This is a genomic window from Cupriavidus yeoncheonensis (assembly GCF_905397275.1).
Taxonomy (GTDB): Bacteria; Pseudomonadota; Gammaproteobacteria; order Burkholderiales; family Burkholderiaceae; genus Cupriavidus; species Cupriavidus yeoncheonensis.
Genome location: NZ_CAJPUY010000037.1, coordinates 1 through 16,134, shown reverse-complemented (window position 1 = coordinate 16,134; position 16,134 = coordinate 1). Strand labels below are relative to the sequence as shown.

General features: G+C 66.3%; 13 protein-coding genes. 8 read left to right on the top strand and 5 right to left on the bottom strand.

Annotated elements, in window-relative coordinates; genetic code table 11:
* Position 1: 1 nt before the first annotated feature.
* The 8 genes from cofE to KHO22_RS30455 all read left to right on the top strand — a co-directional run bounded on the left by cofE (position 2) and on the right by KHO22_RS30455 (position 8,300).
* Positions 2–772 (top strand): coenzyme F420-0:L-glutamate ligase, encoded by a 771-nt coding sequence (cofE, locus tag KHO22_RS30490; RefSeq protein WP_211950914.1) that lies wholly within the window; start codon positions 2–4, stop codon positions 770–772.
* 13 nt (positions 773–785) lie between these two features.
* Positions 786–1,796 (top strand): 2-phospho-L-lactate transferase, encoded by a 1,011-nt coding sequence (gene cofD, locus KHO22_RS30485; RefSeq protein WP_211950913.1) that lies wholly within the window; start codon positions 786–788, stop codon positions 1,794–1,796.
* Positions 1,793–2,515, top strand: coding sequence for a 2-phospho-L-lactate guanylyltransferase (cofC, locus tag KHO22_RS30480; RefSeq protein WP_211950912.1), 723 nt, complete (start codon positions 1,793–1,795; stop codon positions 2,513–2,515). Before cofD ends, cofC begins: the two co-directional genes overlap by 4 nt.
* Positions 2,516–2,520: 5 nt before the next feature.
* Positions 2,521–4,965 carry a 5-amino-6-(D-ribitylamino)uracil--L-tyrosine 4-hydroxyphenyl transferase CofH gene (gene cofH, locus KHO22_RS30475; RefSeq protein WP_211950911.1) on the top strand — a complete coding sequence of 815 codons (2,445 nt, stop codon included), beginning with the start codon at positions 2,521–2,523 and terminating at the stop codon, positions 4,963–4,965.
* Positions 4,966–4,995: 30 nt separating this feature from the next.
* Complete coding sequence (gene can, locus KHO22_RS30470; RefSeq protein ID WP_211950910.1) at positions 4,996–5,631, top strand: carbonate dehydratase; 636 nt, start codon at positions 4,996–4,998, stop codon at positions 5,629–5,631.
* 23 nt (positions 5,632–5,654) lie between these two features.
* The gene (locus KHO22_RS30465; protein WP_230427094.1) at positions 5,655–6,275 is read left to right on the top strand and encodes a nitroreductase family protein; all 621 of its coding nucleotides are present in this window, start codon (positions 5,655–5,657) and stop codon (positions 6,273–6,275) included.
* A gap of 76 nt (positions 6,276–6,351) precedes the next feature.
* Positions 6,352–7,635 carry a diaminopropionate ammonia-lyase gene (locus KHO22_RS30460; RefSeq protein WP_211950908.1) on the top strand — a complete coding sequence of 428 codons (1,284 nt, stop codon included), beginning with the start codon at positions 6,352–6,354 and terminating at the stop codon, positions 7,633–7,635.
* An 89-nt stretch (positions 7,636–7,724) separates the two neighbouring features.
* Complete coding sequence (locus tag KHO22_RS30455) at positions 7,725–8,300, top strand: isochorismatase family protein (RefSeq protein ID WP_338031377.1); 576 nt, start codon at positions 7,725–7,727, stop codon at positions 8,298–8,300.
* Between the two features lie 215 nt (positions 8,301–8,515).
* Here KHO22_RS30455 and KHO22_RS30450 read toward each other — a convergent pair whose 3' ends face one another.
* The 5 genes from KHO22_RS30450 to KHO22_RS30430 form a co-directional block, all read right to left on the bottom strand.
* The gene (locus KHO22_RS30450) at positions 8,516–8,878 is read right to left on the bottom strand and encodes a hypothetical protein (RefSeq protein ID WP_211950906.1); all 363 of its coding nucleotides are present in this window, start codon (positions 8,876–8,878) and stop codon (positions 8,516–8,518) included.
* Positions 8,879–9,095: 217 nt separating this feature from the next.
* Positions 9,096–10,481: an FAD-binding oxidoreductase gene (locus KHO22_RS30445; protein ID WP_211950905.1), complete on the bottom strand. Its 1,386-nt coding sequence runs from the start codon at positions 10,479–10,481 to the stop codon at positions 9,096–9,098.
* 131 nt (positions 10,482–10,612) lie between these two features.
* Positions 10,613–13,870: an AfsR/SARP family transcriptional regulator gene (locus KHO22_RS30440; protein ID WP_211950904.1), complete on the bottom strand. Its 3,258-nt coding sequence runs from the start codon at positions 13,868–13,870 to the stop codon at positions 10,613–10,615.
* A gap of 224 nt (positions 13,871–14,094) precedes the next feature.
* Positions 14,095–14,988, bottom strand: coding sequence for an ATP adenylyltransferase family protein (locus tag KHO22_RS30435; RefSeq protein ID WP_211950903.1), 894 nt, complete (start codon positions 14,986–14,988; stop codon positions 14,095–14,097).
* 267 nt (positions 14,989–15,255) lie between these two features.
* Positions 15,256–16,002, bottom strand: a complete 747-nt coding sequence (locus tag KHO22_RS30430; protein WP_211950940.1) for an SDR family NAD(P)-dependent oxidoreductase — start codon at positions 16,000–16,002, stop codon at positions 15,256–15,258.
* Positions 16,003–16,134: the final 132 nt, after the last annotated feature.

Sequence of the window (16,134 nt, the reverse complement as noted above, 5' to 3'; positions counted from 1 at the left end):
GATGACTGGCGCGAAACTTCAGCTCACCGCCCTGCCCGACATCCCCATGATCGAGCCCGGCGACGATTTGGCTGGCGTGCTGATCGACGGCCTGCGGCGCGCGGATATTGTGCCGCGCGACCGCGACGTGCTGGTCATCGCCCAGAAAGTCGTCTCCAAGGCCGAGGGGCGCTATGTCCCGCTTGCCGGAATCGTGCCATCAACGCGCGCGCAACAACTGGCCGCCGAGGTCGGCAAGGACGCACGGATGGTCGAACTGATCCTGTCCGAAAGCACCGAAGTCGTACGCTACCGGCCGGGCGTCCTGGTGGTCGAGCATCGCCTTGGCTTCGTGATGGCGAACGCGGGCATCGACCAGTCGAACATCACGCACCCGGATGGTCAGGAGCGTGCGTTGCTGCTTCCCCGCAACCCCGACGCGAGTTGCGCGCAGCTCAAGGCCCGACTGGACGACGCCTTCGGCGTCGACCTGGGTGTCGTCATCAACGACAGCTTCGGCCGGCCCTGGCGCAACGGCGTGGTCGGCGTGGCGCTTGGCGCCGCCGGGTTGCCATCGCTCGTCAATCTGATCGGCCAGCCAGACCTGTACGGGCGCGACATGCGCGTGACGGAAATCGCCCTTGCCGACGAAATTGCCGCCGCCGCCTCGCTGCTGATGGGGCAGACCGATGCGGGCAGGCCGGCCATCCATCTGCGCGGCCTGGCGTGGCAAGCCCCCGCATGCAGCGCCTCGGCGCTGCTGCGCCCCAGGCAGATCGACATGTTTCGCTGAACCCGGAGCCACCATGCATGCACCACAGCAATCCACGGCAGGCAGCCAGCGCAGGCCGAACATCGTCGCGCTGTCCGGCGGTGTGGGCGGGGCAAAGCTCGCCGCCGGCCTCGACGCCATCACCCGGGCCGATGGCGGCAAGCTGACTGTCGCCGTCAATACCGGTGACGATTTCGAGCACCTCGGCCTGAAGATCTGCCCCGACCTTGACTCGGTGCTCTATGCGCTCGCGCGCCTGAACGACCCGGCGCGCGGCTGGGGCCGGGCGAATGAGACCTGGCATTTCATGCGGGCCCTGCAGGAGATCGGCGGCGAAGACTGGTTCTCGCTCGGCGATCGCGACCTGGCCATGCATGTCGAGCGCACCCACCAGCTGCGCAAGGGCATCGCGCTCAGCCGGTTCACCGCGGACGTGGCCGCCCGGCTCGGCATTCACGCAACCATCCTGCCGGCGACCGACGACGTTGTCCGGACCCTGGTGCATACGGAAGAAGGCGCGCTGCCGTTCCAGGACTACTTCGTCAAGCGGCGCTGCGAACCCACCGTACGGCACATCGACTTTCCCGGCGCGGCCGAGGCCCGCCCGCATCCGGCACTACTGCAGACGCTCGCAGACCCTGCGCTCGACGCCATCGTCATCTGCCCGTCGAACCCGTATCTCAGCATCGATCCGATCCTCGCGCTGCCAGGCCTGCGGGCGGCGCTTCGGCACGCCAGTGCGCCGGTAATCGCCGTATCGCCGATCGTCGGTGGCGATGCGCTCAAGGGACCGGCTGCAAAGATCATGCGCGAACTGGGCGCCGAGATCACGCCAGCGGCGATTGCCAGCCACTACCAGGGCGTGATCGATGCCCTCGTGATCGACGAACGGGATTCTCCGCAAGCGGCCCGCCTCGACCTGCCCGTGTTGGCGACACGGACCCTGATGCATTGCCTGCAGGACAAGGAATTCCTGGCGCGCGAGGTGCTGGTGTTTGCCCGCGAGATCGCCCGGCGGCCGGCAACCCTGGAGGCCGTGCAATGAACGCGTCCGGACTCTGGGCGGTAGTCCCCGTCAAGCGCTTTGGCAACGCCAAGCAGCGACTCGATCCCGTGCTCTCGCCCGGCGAACGCGCGTCGCTCGCGTGCTGCATGTACGCCGATGTGCTGCAGGCGTTGGCCGACAGTCCATGCCTGGCCGGCATCCTGGTGGTGACCGATGACCCGCTCGCCGCAGATCTGGCGCGGCGTGCCGGCGCCGGCGTGCTGCGTGATGCCAGTCCCGGCCTGGTGCCGGCACTGGAGCATGCGGCATGCCGTCTTGCCAGTGCGGGCGCGGCTGGCATGCTCGTGGTGCCGGCCGACGTCCCCTGGATTACCCCGGCCGACATCGAGATCATCGCGCTGGCGCACCGCCATCGGCCCGCCGTCACGCTGGTGGCCGCGAGCGATGACGGCGGCACGAACGCCCTCGCCTGCTCGCCGCCGGGAGCAATCCCCTTGTCCTACGGGACCGACAGTTTCGCGCGGCACCGCCAGGCGGCGCTCGATGCAGGGCTGACGCCCAAGGTGCTGAACCTGCCGCGTTTCGGCCGGGACATCGATCGCCCCTCCGATCTGCTCGCCTTTCTCGCGCGCCCGTCTGCTACGCAGACTCACGCCTGGCTGCTCGCCAGCGGTGTCTCGCGCCGGCTGCTGGAGAGCCAGACGCCTGCTCCCCTGCCGGAACCTGCCGACGCCCTTTCCCTGCTTCCCAAGGACTGACCGAAATGAGCACCTCATACTCGCGCCTGGCTGACCAGGCACGGCTGTCGAACGACGAGGCATACGCGCTGGCCGGCGCAGATTTGTCCACGCTTATGCTGGCCGCGGCGCAGCGCCGCGACGCCGCGCACGGGCATGTGGTCTCCTACTCGCGCAAGGTATTCATTCCGCTGACCCAGCTATGCCGCGACGTCTGCCACTATTGCACCTTCGCGCACCCGCCGCGCAAGGGGCAGAGCCCATACCTTTCCCTTGAGCAGGTCCTGAAGATCGCCACCGACGGCGTAGCCGCCGGCTGCAAGGAAGCGCTCTTCACGCTGGGCGACAAGCCGGAGTTGCGCTATGCCGCCGCGCGCGACGCGCTGGCGGCACTCGGGCACGAGACCACACTGTCGTACCTGGCGCAGGCCGCCGACCTTGTCTTTCGCGAAACCGGACTGCTTCCGCACGTCAATCCCGGCTTGCTCGAACCCGGCGATATCGCTGCGCTGCGCAGCGTGTCGATCTCGCAGGGCATCATGCTCGAAAGCGCCTCGGACCGCCTGTGCGAACGCGGCGGCCCGCATTTCGGCTCGCCAGACAAGCAGCCGGCCGCGCGACTGCGCACCATCGCGCTCGCGGGGGAAGCGGGGGTACCTTTCACCACCGGCATTCTGATCGGCATCGGGGAAACGCGCGCGGAGCGCATTGACGCGCTGCTGGCGCTGCGTGACCTGCACGAGAAGCATGGGCATATCCAGGAGATCATCGTGCAGAACTTCCGGCCGAAGCCGGGCACGCTGATGTCCCGCGCGAGTGCCCCCGCGCTTGACGACCACCTGTGGACCATCGCGGCAGCGCGCCTGATCTTCGGGCCGGAGATGAATCTCCAGGCGCCGCCAAACCTGAGCCCGGGCGCGCTGAAGCCCCTGATCGACGCCGGTATCAACGACTGGGGCGGCGTGTCGCCGGTAACGCCCGACCACGTCAACCCCGAAGCGCCCTGGCCGCATCTCGAGAAGCTGGCTCAGGCCACCCGGGCCGCCGGCAAGGAGTTGACCGAACGGCTGGCGATCTATCCCTCCCACGTGCGCGACGTGGCGCGCTGGACGGATCCCGTCTTTCACACCCCGCTGCTGCAACTGATCGACAGCGACGGTTATCCGCGCGTGGACCCATGGTCGCCGGGCTCGCAGGAAGCTCCGCCGGCCCGGGACCTGGCATGGATCAGCGCGAGCCAGGACAGCCTCGGCGCGGGCGAGATCGGGGAGATCCTTGCGCGGGCCAGGGCTGGCGAGACGCTGACCGAGGCGCAGATCGTGCGCCTGTTCCGAGCCCGCGGCGCCGAGTTTTCCGCCGTCTGCGCCGCGGCCGACGACCTGCGGCGCCAGGTGAACGGCGACGTGGTGAGCTATGTGGTCAACCGGAACATCAACTACACCAACATCTGTTCGTACCGCTGCCAGTTCTGCGCGTTTGCCAAGGGCAAGGGCAGCGAGGACCTGCGCGGCAAGCCCTACGACCTGCCGATCGACGAGATCCAGCGGCGCGTGCGCGAAGCGTGGGACCGCGGCGCAACCGAGGTCTGCATGCAGGGCGGCATCCATCCCGCCTATACCGGCGACACCTATCTCGAAATCTGCCGCGCCGTGAAGTCCGTCGCGCCGGACATGCACGTGCACGCCTTCTCGCCCCTCGAGGTATGGCAGGGGGCGCGCACGAAGGGCATATCGCTGCCTGCGTTCCTTGCCGAACTGCAGGCAGCCGGCCTCGGCACGCTGCCTGGCACCGCCGCAGAAATCCTGGACGACGAGGTCCGTCAGGTCATCTGCCATGACAAGGTCACGACCGGGGAATGGCTGGAAGTCATGCGCACGGCACACGGCCTGGGCCTGCGCAGCACCTCCACGATCATGTTCGGCCATGTCGAGCGGCTTGAACATTGGGCACGGCACCTCTTGCGGCTGCGCGCGCTGCAGCAGGAGACCGGCGGCTTTACCGAGTTCGTGCCGCTGCCCTTCGTCCACATGGAGTCGCCGATCTATCGCAAGGGCAAGGCCCGTCCCGGACCAACCTTCCGCGAAGCGGTGCTGATGCATGCCATTGCGCGGCTGGCCCTGCATCCGCTGATCCCGAATATCCAGGCGTCGTGGGTAAAGATGGGTCCGCTGGGCGTCAAGGCCTGCCTCGAAGCCGGCGCCAACGATCTGGGAGGCACGCTGATGAACGAAACCATCTCGCGCGCCGCCGGGGCCTCGCATGGCCAGGAAATGACAGCCACGACCATGGAAGAGATGCTGCGCGCAATGGGCCGCACGCCCCGCTTGCGCAATACGCTGTACGGCACGCCGCCGGAAAGCAGGGGAGCGTTGGCGCGTTCGGTCACGACACCGCCCGAGCCGGTGCGTATCGCGCTGGTGTCACGCAAGCCGGCTCCCGCCCCGTCGACCGTTCCCGCCTGTGCGGCGTAACGCGCGCCGCGCAAAAGAGAGAGGATTGGGATGGACCAGCCGAACGAGCTTTTGCAGAACAACCGCGCATGGGCGGCCGAGGTCCGCTCGCGCGATCCCGCCTTTTTCCAGAGACTGGCCCGGCAACAGACGCCGGAGTATTTCTGGATTGGCTGTTCGGACAGCCGGGTGCCCGCCAATACCATTGTCGACCTGCCTCCGGGCGAGGTGTTCGTGCATCGCAACGTCGCCAATATGGTCAAGCACGCGGACATGAATTGCCTGTCGGCCATGCAGTTCGCGGTCGACATTCTGCAGGTCAGGCACATCATTGTCTGCGGGCATTACGGCTGCGGTGGCGTGCGTGCGGCGCTGTCGCGTCAGCGGCTCGGCCTGACCGACAACTGGCTGCGCCAGATGCGCGACATCTGCGACAAGTACCACGACGAGTTGCAGGACTGCGCGGACCCGCTCACGCGCCAGCATCGACTGTGCGAACTCAACGTGATCGAGCAGGCCGCCAATGTCTGCAGCACGACCGTGGTACAGGATGCCTGGGCGCGCGGCCAGCCACTGGCCGTGCACGGCTGGATCTATGGCATCGACGACGGGCTGTTGCGCGACCTCGATGTCTCCATGGCCAATGGTGCGCCGGTACGCGCCGCGCCAATCCCCGGAGCCGCATGATGGGACTGGAATTCGCCGAAGCCGTGATCGAACGCCAGCCCGAGGCAAGCGGCGCACCATTGCTGCAGCACCGCCGCTCCATTCGCCGCTATCTGGATTGCCCCATCCCCGAGCAGACGCTGGATCGGCTGCTCGAGGCCGCCATCAACGCCCCTTCCGCCCATAACCGACAGCCCTGGCGCTTCGTCGTGTTACGCGCCGCTGCCGACAAGGCCAGCCTGGCACGGGCAATGGGGCGGAAATTGCGCATGGACCGGCTGGCCGACAACGACCCCGAGGATATTGTGGAAGCGGATGTGGCACGCTCCTACGCCAGGCTGACCGGCGCGCCCGCCCTGGTGCTGGTCTGCCTCACGATGGCCGACATGGATCGCTACGACGACGAGCGCCGCAACCGGTTCGAGCACCAGATGGCCGTGCAGAGCACCGCGATGGCCGGCCAGAACCTGCTGCTGGCAGCCAGCGCCGCCGGGCTTGGTGCCTGTTGGCTATGCGCGCCGATGTTCTGCCCGGATACGGTGCGACAGGCGCTCGATCTTCCACAGGACTGGGAGCCGCAGGGAATCATCACGCTGGGGTATCCGGCCGATACCGGCAAGCCGTTCCGTCGCCGGCCCGTTGCGGAAGTGACATGGCAGCCGTAACGCGGCGAACCGTCGATTTGCGATCCGTCCCCAAACAGTCCTCTCCCGAATTCCTTTTCATTACCGAGGTAAAATCATGCTAGTGGAAAACGCAGCAGCACGTCGCACGCCCTATGACGAATCGCTTCGCCAGATCATGAGCGTGGCCAAAGCCCGGGAATCCCGACATTGGCTGTCCTCGTGGTCCGCCCTTAGCGCGGAGCCCACACCGCTCTACCGGCTGGATGGCCTGGCAAGCTGGCTGGGGGTCGGCCAGGTGCATTTGAAGGACGAATCCAGACGTGCGACGGTTGGCAGTTTCAAGGCCCTGGGTGCGCCGGTTGCGCTGGCCCGGCTGATCCTCAGGCAATGGCCTGAACGGGGCTGGCAGGCGCGCGAACTGTTCCAGGGCCTGCACGCCGACGCGCTGCGCGATTTCACCGTGATCAGCGCCACGGACGGCAACCACGGGCGGTCTCTCGCGGCCGCGGCAAAAAGCATCGGATGCCGCTGCGTCATCGTGTTGCATGCCAATGTCAGCGAGGAGCGCGAGACCCCTATCGCGGCGCTCGGCGCGCAAGTGGTCCGCATCAGCGGCAACTATGACGCATCCGTGCAGGAAGCCGCCAGGCTGGCCGACGAAAACGGCTGGTACGTGGTATCCGACACGTCATACGAGGGCTATGAGGAGATCCCCCGCGACGTCATGCAAGGCTATGGCGTGATCGCCGCGGAAATCATCGAGCAGCTTGATCACACCTCGGCAGACAGCGATTGTCCTTACACCCACGTTTTCCTGCAGGGCGGGGTGGGTGGCCTTGCGGCGGGAATCGTCAGCTATTTCTGCGAAGTGTTCGGCGTGAAGCGGCCGATCTTCGTCGTCGTGGAGCCGGAGCAGGCGGATTGCCTGTACCAGAGCGCGATCCACGGCCGGGCTGACCGCGCGACAGGATCGGTCGACTCCGTCATGGCCGGCCTGGCATGCGGCGAAACATCGCCACTGGCATGGCGATTCCTGGCGCCCGCCGTGGATTACTTCATCACGATCTCCGATCGGGAAGCGGTTGGTGCCATGCGCTTGCTGGCCGAGGGAACTACGCAGGACATCCCGATCGTCAGCGGGGAGTCCGGTGCGGCGGGGCTCGCCGGGCTGATCCACTTGACCGAGCTGCCCGAGTTGCGGGCAAAGACTGCCCTCGACGCCAATGCCCGGATCTTGCTGATCAGCACCGAAGGTGCCACGGCGCCCGCAGTCTATGCGGATCTGGTAGGCATGCCAGCCGAGGCGGTACTGGCGTCGCAATCCATCTGGATTGACCGGATCCAGGCCAATGCGTCACTCGCATGCGCTCAGCCGACGACATCGGGCGCGGATCTTTGAACGTTGCAGGCCTGCGTGCGCGAGACTTGCGGACGCAGGCGCGGCTGTGATGCCATCGCGCCCCGGAAACGCCCACAAGAGCCTATGCCATGCAGACGTCAACGGTGCCCCGACACTTGCGCTTGGACTGCCAGACTGCAAGGCAGTATCGCGTCAGACCGAAAGCAATGCGCCAGGCCTTGCTCATCATCGACATTCAACCCTCCTTTTCACCGCCCTCCTGGCTTGTCGAAGGCGCGCGATCACTTCTTGGCCTCATGCCATCCGTTGCGACCGTCGAGCGGCACGACGAAAGCCGGACACCATTTGCCCGTCAATTGGGGTGGCATCCAGGCCCGTCGGACGACAGCCTGGTAGCGGCCGATATTGTATTTATCAAGCATGGCTACTGCCCTTCGGCGGAAACCATTGCCTGCCTCAAGAGCCTGGAGCCGGACCGCACGCTCGTCTGCGGCCTTCAGACCGAAACCTGCGTACTGGCAGCCGGCTTTGCCTTGTTCGATGCGGGCCTCCGGCCAACCCTGATTGCGGACCTGACAGTCGGCTCTTCGCTGGATCGATCGGGACAGCTCGGCATTGGCCTCTGGAGACATCACTTCAGGCACGTTACGTCTTCAAGGGAGATCCGGTGTTGTCCGACAATAAAGGCGACACTCGCCGGATAACGGTGAGGAGCAACGTGCCAAGACCGGTTCTGTCCATGGCGCGCGCCCTTCAGTCTGGCTGAGTCCCAACGGGGCAGTTCCAGACGTCCGGGCGAAGCCTGCCTGACCTGTGCGTTCAACTGGGCGTTCAAGGTGTCGACGGGCAGCACGCCTGGCTCTTACCGGCGACGGTGATCGACACGGTTGGCACGCGCCGTTGCTCTGCCCTGCCCTGCTCAGGACCGGCACTCCCCGCCGTCGCGCGCATCGCTGCGCGCGCCGTCGGTGAAGCCATCGCGAGAGCCGACGCGGCCGCCATCGGTGTAAGGATCAGGTTTGCGCATGCCGTCGCGGTACGGATCAAAGCCACGGACCACGCACACGGACCGGCCCTGCTGCGCGACCACGGGCAACATGGTGGCCTCGGTGGCCGGACGGTGCGCGCCATCGGTAAAGGCGTCGCGCGGGCCGTTGTGTCCCGGCGCGGCAACGATCAGCGCATCTGCATAGGCACCGGCGTGGGCGGTCTGGCTGAGCCCGGCGGCAAATGCGGCAAGCGCGGCAGCGGCAAGCAGGGTCTTGGCAAGAGTCTTGTGCATTGCTATCTCCAACAGGGGTGTCGGCGGCGTTGCCGCGACGGCACTCCTCGTGCAGGCGATCAGCTAGGAAATGCGATGGCCTGCACGGGATCGCCTCTGCCGTGCAAGCCGTTGCCAGGCGCGGGCCGGCTGCCATTCCATCGTGGCAGCGGCTTCGCGCCGGACTTCTGGTACAGGGCGCAACCGGTAGCTGCGCCCATGTCGCAAGCGTGTTGCGTCAGGCGGGCCTGATGTTCTGGTTCACGCGGAACAGGTTGGCCGGATCGTATTTGCGCTTGATCTCCGCCAGCCGCGCATAGTTGTCGCGATAGGACGCCTTCACGTTGTCATTGCCCTCGTCCATCATCATGTTGAGGTAGCCACCGCCGGCAGAGTGCGGATGCAGGGCCAGCCAGTAGTCCTTCGCCCACTGCACGATGCGATCGTTGTTGGCCGGGTCGGGATCGACGCCGACAATCACGCTGGCAAAGCTGGCATCGCGGTAGCTGAAGGCCGTTTCGTCGCATCCGGCGCGATGCGCCGCGCCATTGATCGGATACAGGTGCATGGTCGAGTGCATCGACGGCAACTGCTGCGCGTACTTGATGTGCAGATCGATGGCCTTTTCGCTCAGGTCGCTGACGAAGTCGGCTTTCCAGTACCACTGCAGGCCCGCCGGATACAGTCCATCGAACAGGCTCTGCAGGACCGGCCAGGGGATGGGTCCGGCAAAGTCCACCGCTGGCGGCATGGCCTCGCGAATCGGACGGAAATGCGCTTCGGCCTGATCGAGCGGCCCGGTGTAGCACCACACCACGGCACACATCTTCTGCAGGTGGACTTCCTCCGGGAAAGGCGGTGCGGGCGGCACCGTGACGAAGCCGAACCAGCCATTGATGTCCTGCGGCGCGTCCAGGATGAAGTCGCGCCACCATTTCATCAGCTCGCGCGCCTGCTCCATCGGCCACAGCATCGGGCCGCCATAGACCGTGGCAACGGGATGGGCCTTGAACTCGAACGACGTCACCACGCCGAAGTTGCCACCGCCGCCGCGCAATGCCCAGAACAGGTCGGCGTTCTCGCTGTCGCTTGCGGTGACGATGCGCCCGTCGGCCAGCACGACCTCGGCGCTGAGCAGATTGTCGATCGTCAGGCCGTAGGCGCGGCTGAGGTAGCCGATGCCGCCGCCGAGCGTCAGTCCGCCCACGCCGGTGCTCGAGATGAAGCCGCTCGGCGTCGCCAGCCCATAGGCACTGGAGGCGTGATCCACATCGCCCCAGGTGCAGCCGCCGCCCACCCGCAGCGTCTTGCGTGCGGCGTCGACAAACACGCCCTTCATTGGCGACAGGTCGATCACCAGTCCGCCATCGCATGTGCCGAGCCCCGCGCCATTGTGCGCGCCGCCACGCACGGCCAGCAGCATCCCGCCGTCGCGCGCGGCGTTCACCGCCGCGACCACGTCCGCGACATCGACGCAGCGCGCGATGAGCGCAGGGCGCTTGTCGATCATGCCGTTGTACACGGCACGCGCCTGCTCGTAAGCCGCGTCGCCCGGCTGAATCAGTTGTCCCCGAAAATGCGCCTTGAGTGCGCTTGCGACGGGTTCGCTCAACGAAGCTTCCATGGTTGCCTCCTGTTCGGCTGGTATGCGGCTGGTATGCAGGAGTTGTAGCAACCTCGGCGTTTCGAAAGCGTTAGGTGAGCCGTTACATGGGGGATTCCGCCGCCCGACGGCGCGCGGTGGCCGGGCCGGAACTAACGCGCGAGTAACGTCCGTGCCCTGACGATGTCGGGCTGATCGAAGCCCTCGGTGAATCGCGCGAGCGGCGCTTCGACCACCTTGTGCGAAGCTTGCCCCTGCGAAGTGCGCAGCGTTGCCCATGACAGGGCGGCACGCAGTTCAAGCGGGAGCGCGCGTTGGTCTGCGGCGATCTCGATCGCCTTGAGCAACGATGACTCGGCTTCGGCAAGGTTGGCGCTGCTGCGTAGCAGCAATTCACCGCGCAGCCTGTACAGTTCGGCGTCCACCCAGTGCTCGCCAGTGCGCGCGGCGCATTCGAACGCCTGGTCCAAAGCCGCCAGTGCAGCCTCGGTCTCTCCCGCGTCGCCCAGGCATTCAGCCAGCATGGCCAGATAGAGCGGCATGCGCAGGCGTGCGCCGGTCGCGTGAAAGCCTTCGATCGCCGCCCGCATCGCCGCCACGGCGTCGGCGCCGGGCGACTGTTTCGCGTTCGCCCAGGCGAGCAGCATGTCTGCCCAGGCGAGGTAGTAGCCTACGTGGTATTGCTCGGCGATCTCGCGTGCCTGGCGGGCATAGTGCAGCGTGAAGCCGTGCTCGTGCCGCAGCGCGTGCTGCGTCGCGAGATATGACAGCGCGAGCGCCTGGGAGAACGGGTGTGCGACCCGGTTCGCCACCTCCAGCGCTTCCTCTCCGCGCTGGAGGGCTTGATCGGCAAGCCCCCGGAACCACAATGCGTGCGCCGACCACGCGGCGGCCAGCACGCCAAAGTTGCCGCCCATGAGGGACGCATGCTCGGCGTGCTGGGCCTCGTCATAAGCGCCGCGCGCGTGTTGATACGCGGGCTCGGCAGCCATCCAGTCGCCCTGCTGGACCAGACTACCCATGACGCTGGTCCATGCCATCACCGAGTAAGTACCGGCGCCCAGCGGCCCCAGTCCCGCAATCAGTTCCTCGCTCAGGCTGCGTGCCTGCGCAAGCTCCGCCCTCACTACCAGGAAAAATGAAAGGCTGACCTGGGCGCGTGCCTGCTGACTGGTGTCGCCCGCCAGCCGGCTCAGTTCCACCGCGCGTCGCAGCGGCGCCTCCAGTTCCGGGGCGGCCCAGCCTCGGGCGATGCGAATCGGCGGCGCAAGGTCGAGTTGCAGGGCCAGCGATTGACTGGCGCGCTCCTGCGCATCGGCAATCCGGTCCGCCTGCACCAGCCCGCGCGTCAGCAACGCGATGGCATCGTCATAGGCATACACACGCTGCGCAACGCCGGCCGCGCGCCGGTAGAATGCCGCCGCCTGGGCTGGCAGGCCCGCCTGCTCATAGTGCGAGGCGATCTGCGCGCTTGCCGCGTCGGGCCCATCGCCCGAGGCCTGCTCGAGCGCCCGCGCCACGCGCAGATGCAGGCGGCGGCGCTGCTGCGGACTCACTTCGGCGTATGCCACGTCGCGGATCTTGTCATGGCTGAAGTCAAACGCCAGGCCGCCACCGTCGGTCTGGCGCACGATGCGCCGCTGCCACAGTTCGTCCAGCGCGCCTGCCAGGGCAGCTTCGCCGAGGTCGCTTGCCTGGGCGAGCATGTCGGTCGTGAAGGCCCGGCCAATGATCGCGGCAACCCCGACGATCTCGCGGGCGCCCGGAGCCAGCTGTGCGAGCCGGTTCGAAATGATGGTGTAAACCTTGGGCGGCAACTTCGAGGCCACGCCGCCCTGTGCGTCCCCGACCGGCGTGGTGTCGGAGCGGGCCCGCATCATTTCGACCGCAAACAGCGGGTTGCCCTCGCTCTCTTCGAACAGCCGGGTTGCCTCCGTGTCGGCCAGCGGCCGGTTCAGGATCTGAGCCGCTATCTTTGCCGTTTCGGCGGCATCGAGTGTCCCCAATGAAATCTCGATGAACTGGTCGTCGCGGCGCAGTGCGTCCAGCAGCCGGTTCGCCGCGTGGCGCGGCATGATTTCCTCGGGGCGCGCCGTTGCGACCAGCATCAGCCTTGCCGTCGCGTCGGAACGCATCAGGAAGCGCAGCCATTCGAGCGTCTCGCCGTCGCACCATTGCAGGTCGTCGAGCAGCAACAGCAGCGGCCCGCCGTGCGCAAGCACCGCTCGCGCAAGCGCCTCGAAGAACCGTTGGCGTTGCCAGTATTCGGTCAGTGGCGACGGCGGCGACAATCCGGATTGCTGCGTGAGGAGTTCGGGCAACAGGCGCGTGACCTCGGTCAGCCACAGTCTGTCGAGCTTGCCGATGGCGCCGCTCAGGGCAGGGCTGCGCAGCCAGCCGGTCACCGGCGCAAACGCGAGCTGTCCCTCGGCCGCATAGGCGCGCGCATGCGCCACGGTGATCCCTTGCTCGGCCAGATGGACGAGCAGTTCCTCCGCCAGGCGCGATTTGCCGATGCCGGCTTCGCCCAGGATCAGGACAAACTGCTTGTCTCCCAGCTGGGTACGCTGCCAGACTTCAAGCAGCCGGCGCCATTCGCCATGCCGGCCAATCATTGGCAGCATCGCATCCCGCGGGCGTTGGCGCTGCATTGACCCGGCCTGCGCAGCCAGCCGCGCATAGGCCTCGCGCATGGCTTCGCCGGGCATGACGCCCAGTTCGCGGGCGAGCGTTTCCACACAGCTGCGATAGGCGCGCATGGCCGATGCGTGATCGTGGTTCAGCGCATGCAGGCGCATCAGCGCCAGGCAGGTGGGTTCCCGGCACGGGTCGAGCCGCTGCAACTGCTGTGTGTACTTCAGCGCCTTGGCATAGTCGCGCCGGTCCTCGCTCAGTTGAGCGAGGCGCGCGAGCGCCGCGATGCACTGTTCGCGCAGCCTTTCGCGCTCGGGGTGGATCCACTCGTCATAGCAGTTGGCCAGCAGGTCGCCGCGATAGAGATCCGCGGCATGCGTCAGCAGCTCTTCTTCAGCGCCTGCGTCGCCGTGCCTCGCGGCCCTGGCCGCAGCCGCAAGCGCGGACTGGAACTGCGCTACATCGAGGTCGAGCACCGAATCGGGCAGCCATCGCACCGTTTGCGCATCGGCCTGCACAAACTGATCCGCCTCCGGCCAGGTCTTGCGCAGCTGAAACAGCAACTGGCGCAGGGCATTGCGCGCCTGTGCCTGCGAGGAATCGGGCCAGAACAGTACGGCGAGCTGCTGCCGCGTCTGCGGTGCGTCGCGATGCAGGACCAGGCAGGCAAGCAGCGCCAGCAAGCGGGGGGAGTTTGCGTTGAACAGGGGCGCGTCAGCGCCGTCGAGCTGGAACTCGCCAAACAGACGGACGGAGAAGCGGGCCTGGGAAGTCATGCTGGGACGCAATGCGGCACAAAGCGAAGGGGAACTCCTGTAGGCAGCGCTCGGTGCGCACTGCGTCAGCGCTTGCGCGGGAACTCTCCTGCACCCGAGCCCGCGCGAGCGCCATTCGTGACTATACTCGCGTGGGCGCGTCCGTATGGCCAGGGCCCTGACGTTAGTACTGTCTCGCACAACGGCAGCATACCGGTCACCGGTCACTCACATGCGTCGCATCCCTACCCAGCCGCCGCCGCGGCTCGCCGGAGGAGACTCATTGGACCAAGCCTCTCAATGATCCGCATCTGCGCCACGTCCCGCACAAATAACGAGCCTGCGAACCCCAGAGCATTCACCGGGATGCCTTCGACGAATTCGCTGGATCTTGGCACCAGCAGTAGCCCTGCCGGCATCACCAGCAGGTTGTATGGCGCTGACTGGCACAGGCTGCCATCCACATCGATCGCCCGGATGCCAACCGCATCGAGCAGTGCGCGGTAGCGTTCGCATACGATGCATGCCCTGTCGCGCTGCGGCGCAGCAAAGATGTCGAGCGGCGCGAAGGCATTGGCAAAGGCCAGACCGGGGACGATGCCGATGGTGCCGGTGACTCGCGCCGCGTCCAGCAAGGGGCCGACTGGCAACGACGGGCCCGACTCGGCGAGCGGCAGCGGTACGGCCTGCAGATGTTTATGGGCCTGGCTCGCTCCGGCGGCGGCCCCACCGTTGTAGAAGCCCAGGCTCCCGAACTCCGCCATGCAGGCCAGCAGCGCGGCAAAGTCCGCCACGGTCAACAATGATTCCTGCGGTTCGAAGCGGCGCGTGACGATGAGCAGGTGATGCTCGATGACGTTGAACTTGTTAAGCAACGCCACATGGGTATCGGAGATATCCGCAACCAGCAGATCAGGGTCGTAGGGAAGGAAGGGATTCCCCCCGGCAGTACCCGTTCCGCGCATTTTGTCCTTGCGGGCCAGGCTCGACACCTGGCGGACCAGGAACCGCACGCCGCCGTCCTCGATCGACGATTGGACCGTTTCGATCGGACACAACGCCCCACTCTGCAGGGCGTGCGCCGTTCGTTGCACGATGGCCGGCCACAGTGTGCCGGGCTGGAGTTCCGAATGGTGCATGGTCCGCTCGCGTTCCCCCCTGCAGCATAGGATCTCCCGAGCGAGCGCTCAAGTGAAGGGGCCGCAGCCGGCCACAAACCATTCGTTCAGACCATAGGCAGGCAGTTCAGCGGTCGGCTCCGCTGCGCAAGCAGCCGCCTGGCAACGTCAACCCGGGTCCAGTTCGAGTGCGCCAGGGTGACAACGCCGGTTGGCAGATTCGCTTTAGCCCCGCCGCCCGTCAGGGCGGCAGGGAAGCCCGCCAGATGAGCTTGACAGTCCCCGACACTACGCGGCTGTCTTCCCACCATTCACGTGCAGGATCTGGCCCGTGATGTATGCGGACTGTTCGGATGCCATGAAGATAATCGCATCGGCGACTTCTTCCGGCGTGCCAACACGTCCGGCGGGGATGGTTGCGGCGACGGCCGCGACCCGGTCCGCGCCGCCGGCAATGCGCCCGAGCATTTCCGTTTCAATCGGGCCCGGCGCCACGGCGTTGACGCGGACATTCGACTTGATGACGTCGAGCGCCGCCGATTTGGTGAGGCCTTCGATCGCGTGCTTGCTTGCCACGTACATCGGATTTCGCGGGTTGCCGCGGCTGCCCATGGTGGAGGAGAGATTGACAATCGCCCCACGCTTTTGCGAATTCATCACGCGCAGCTCGTGCTTCATGCAGAGGAATGTCCCAAGGACATTCGCATCGAAAACCGTCGTGTACGTCTCGACGGTCTGCTCGACGATCGATCCCGGCGTTCCTTCCGTTCCGGCACTGTTCACGGCAATATCGAGACCTCCAAAGCGCTCGACGGCATGATCGACAAGACGGATGACATCGTCTTCACGGGCGATATCGGCCGCCACGAAGTCCGCTTCCGCGCCCATCTGCCGCAGTTCCGCGATGAGGGCTTCTCCGGCAGCAGCGTTCCGCCCCGAACAGACCAGTCGCGCGCCTTTGGCCGCAAAGGCAAGCGCCGTCGCGCGGCCGATGCCAGCCGTCGCACCGGTAATCAGGACAACAGGATGAGACATGAGGATTTCCTTCGGAGGAGTTAAGGCAACGCTGAACAAGCCTCTGAATTGACGCTTGGCCGGTTGATCAAAGGGTATTTCGCTGGGGAAGCGACTGTTATTCGCGTCTTCCTGCCCTTGCGGGCTATAAAA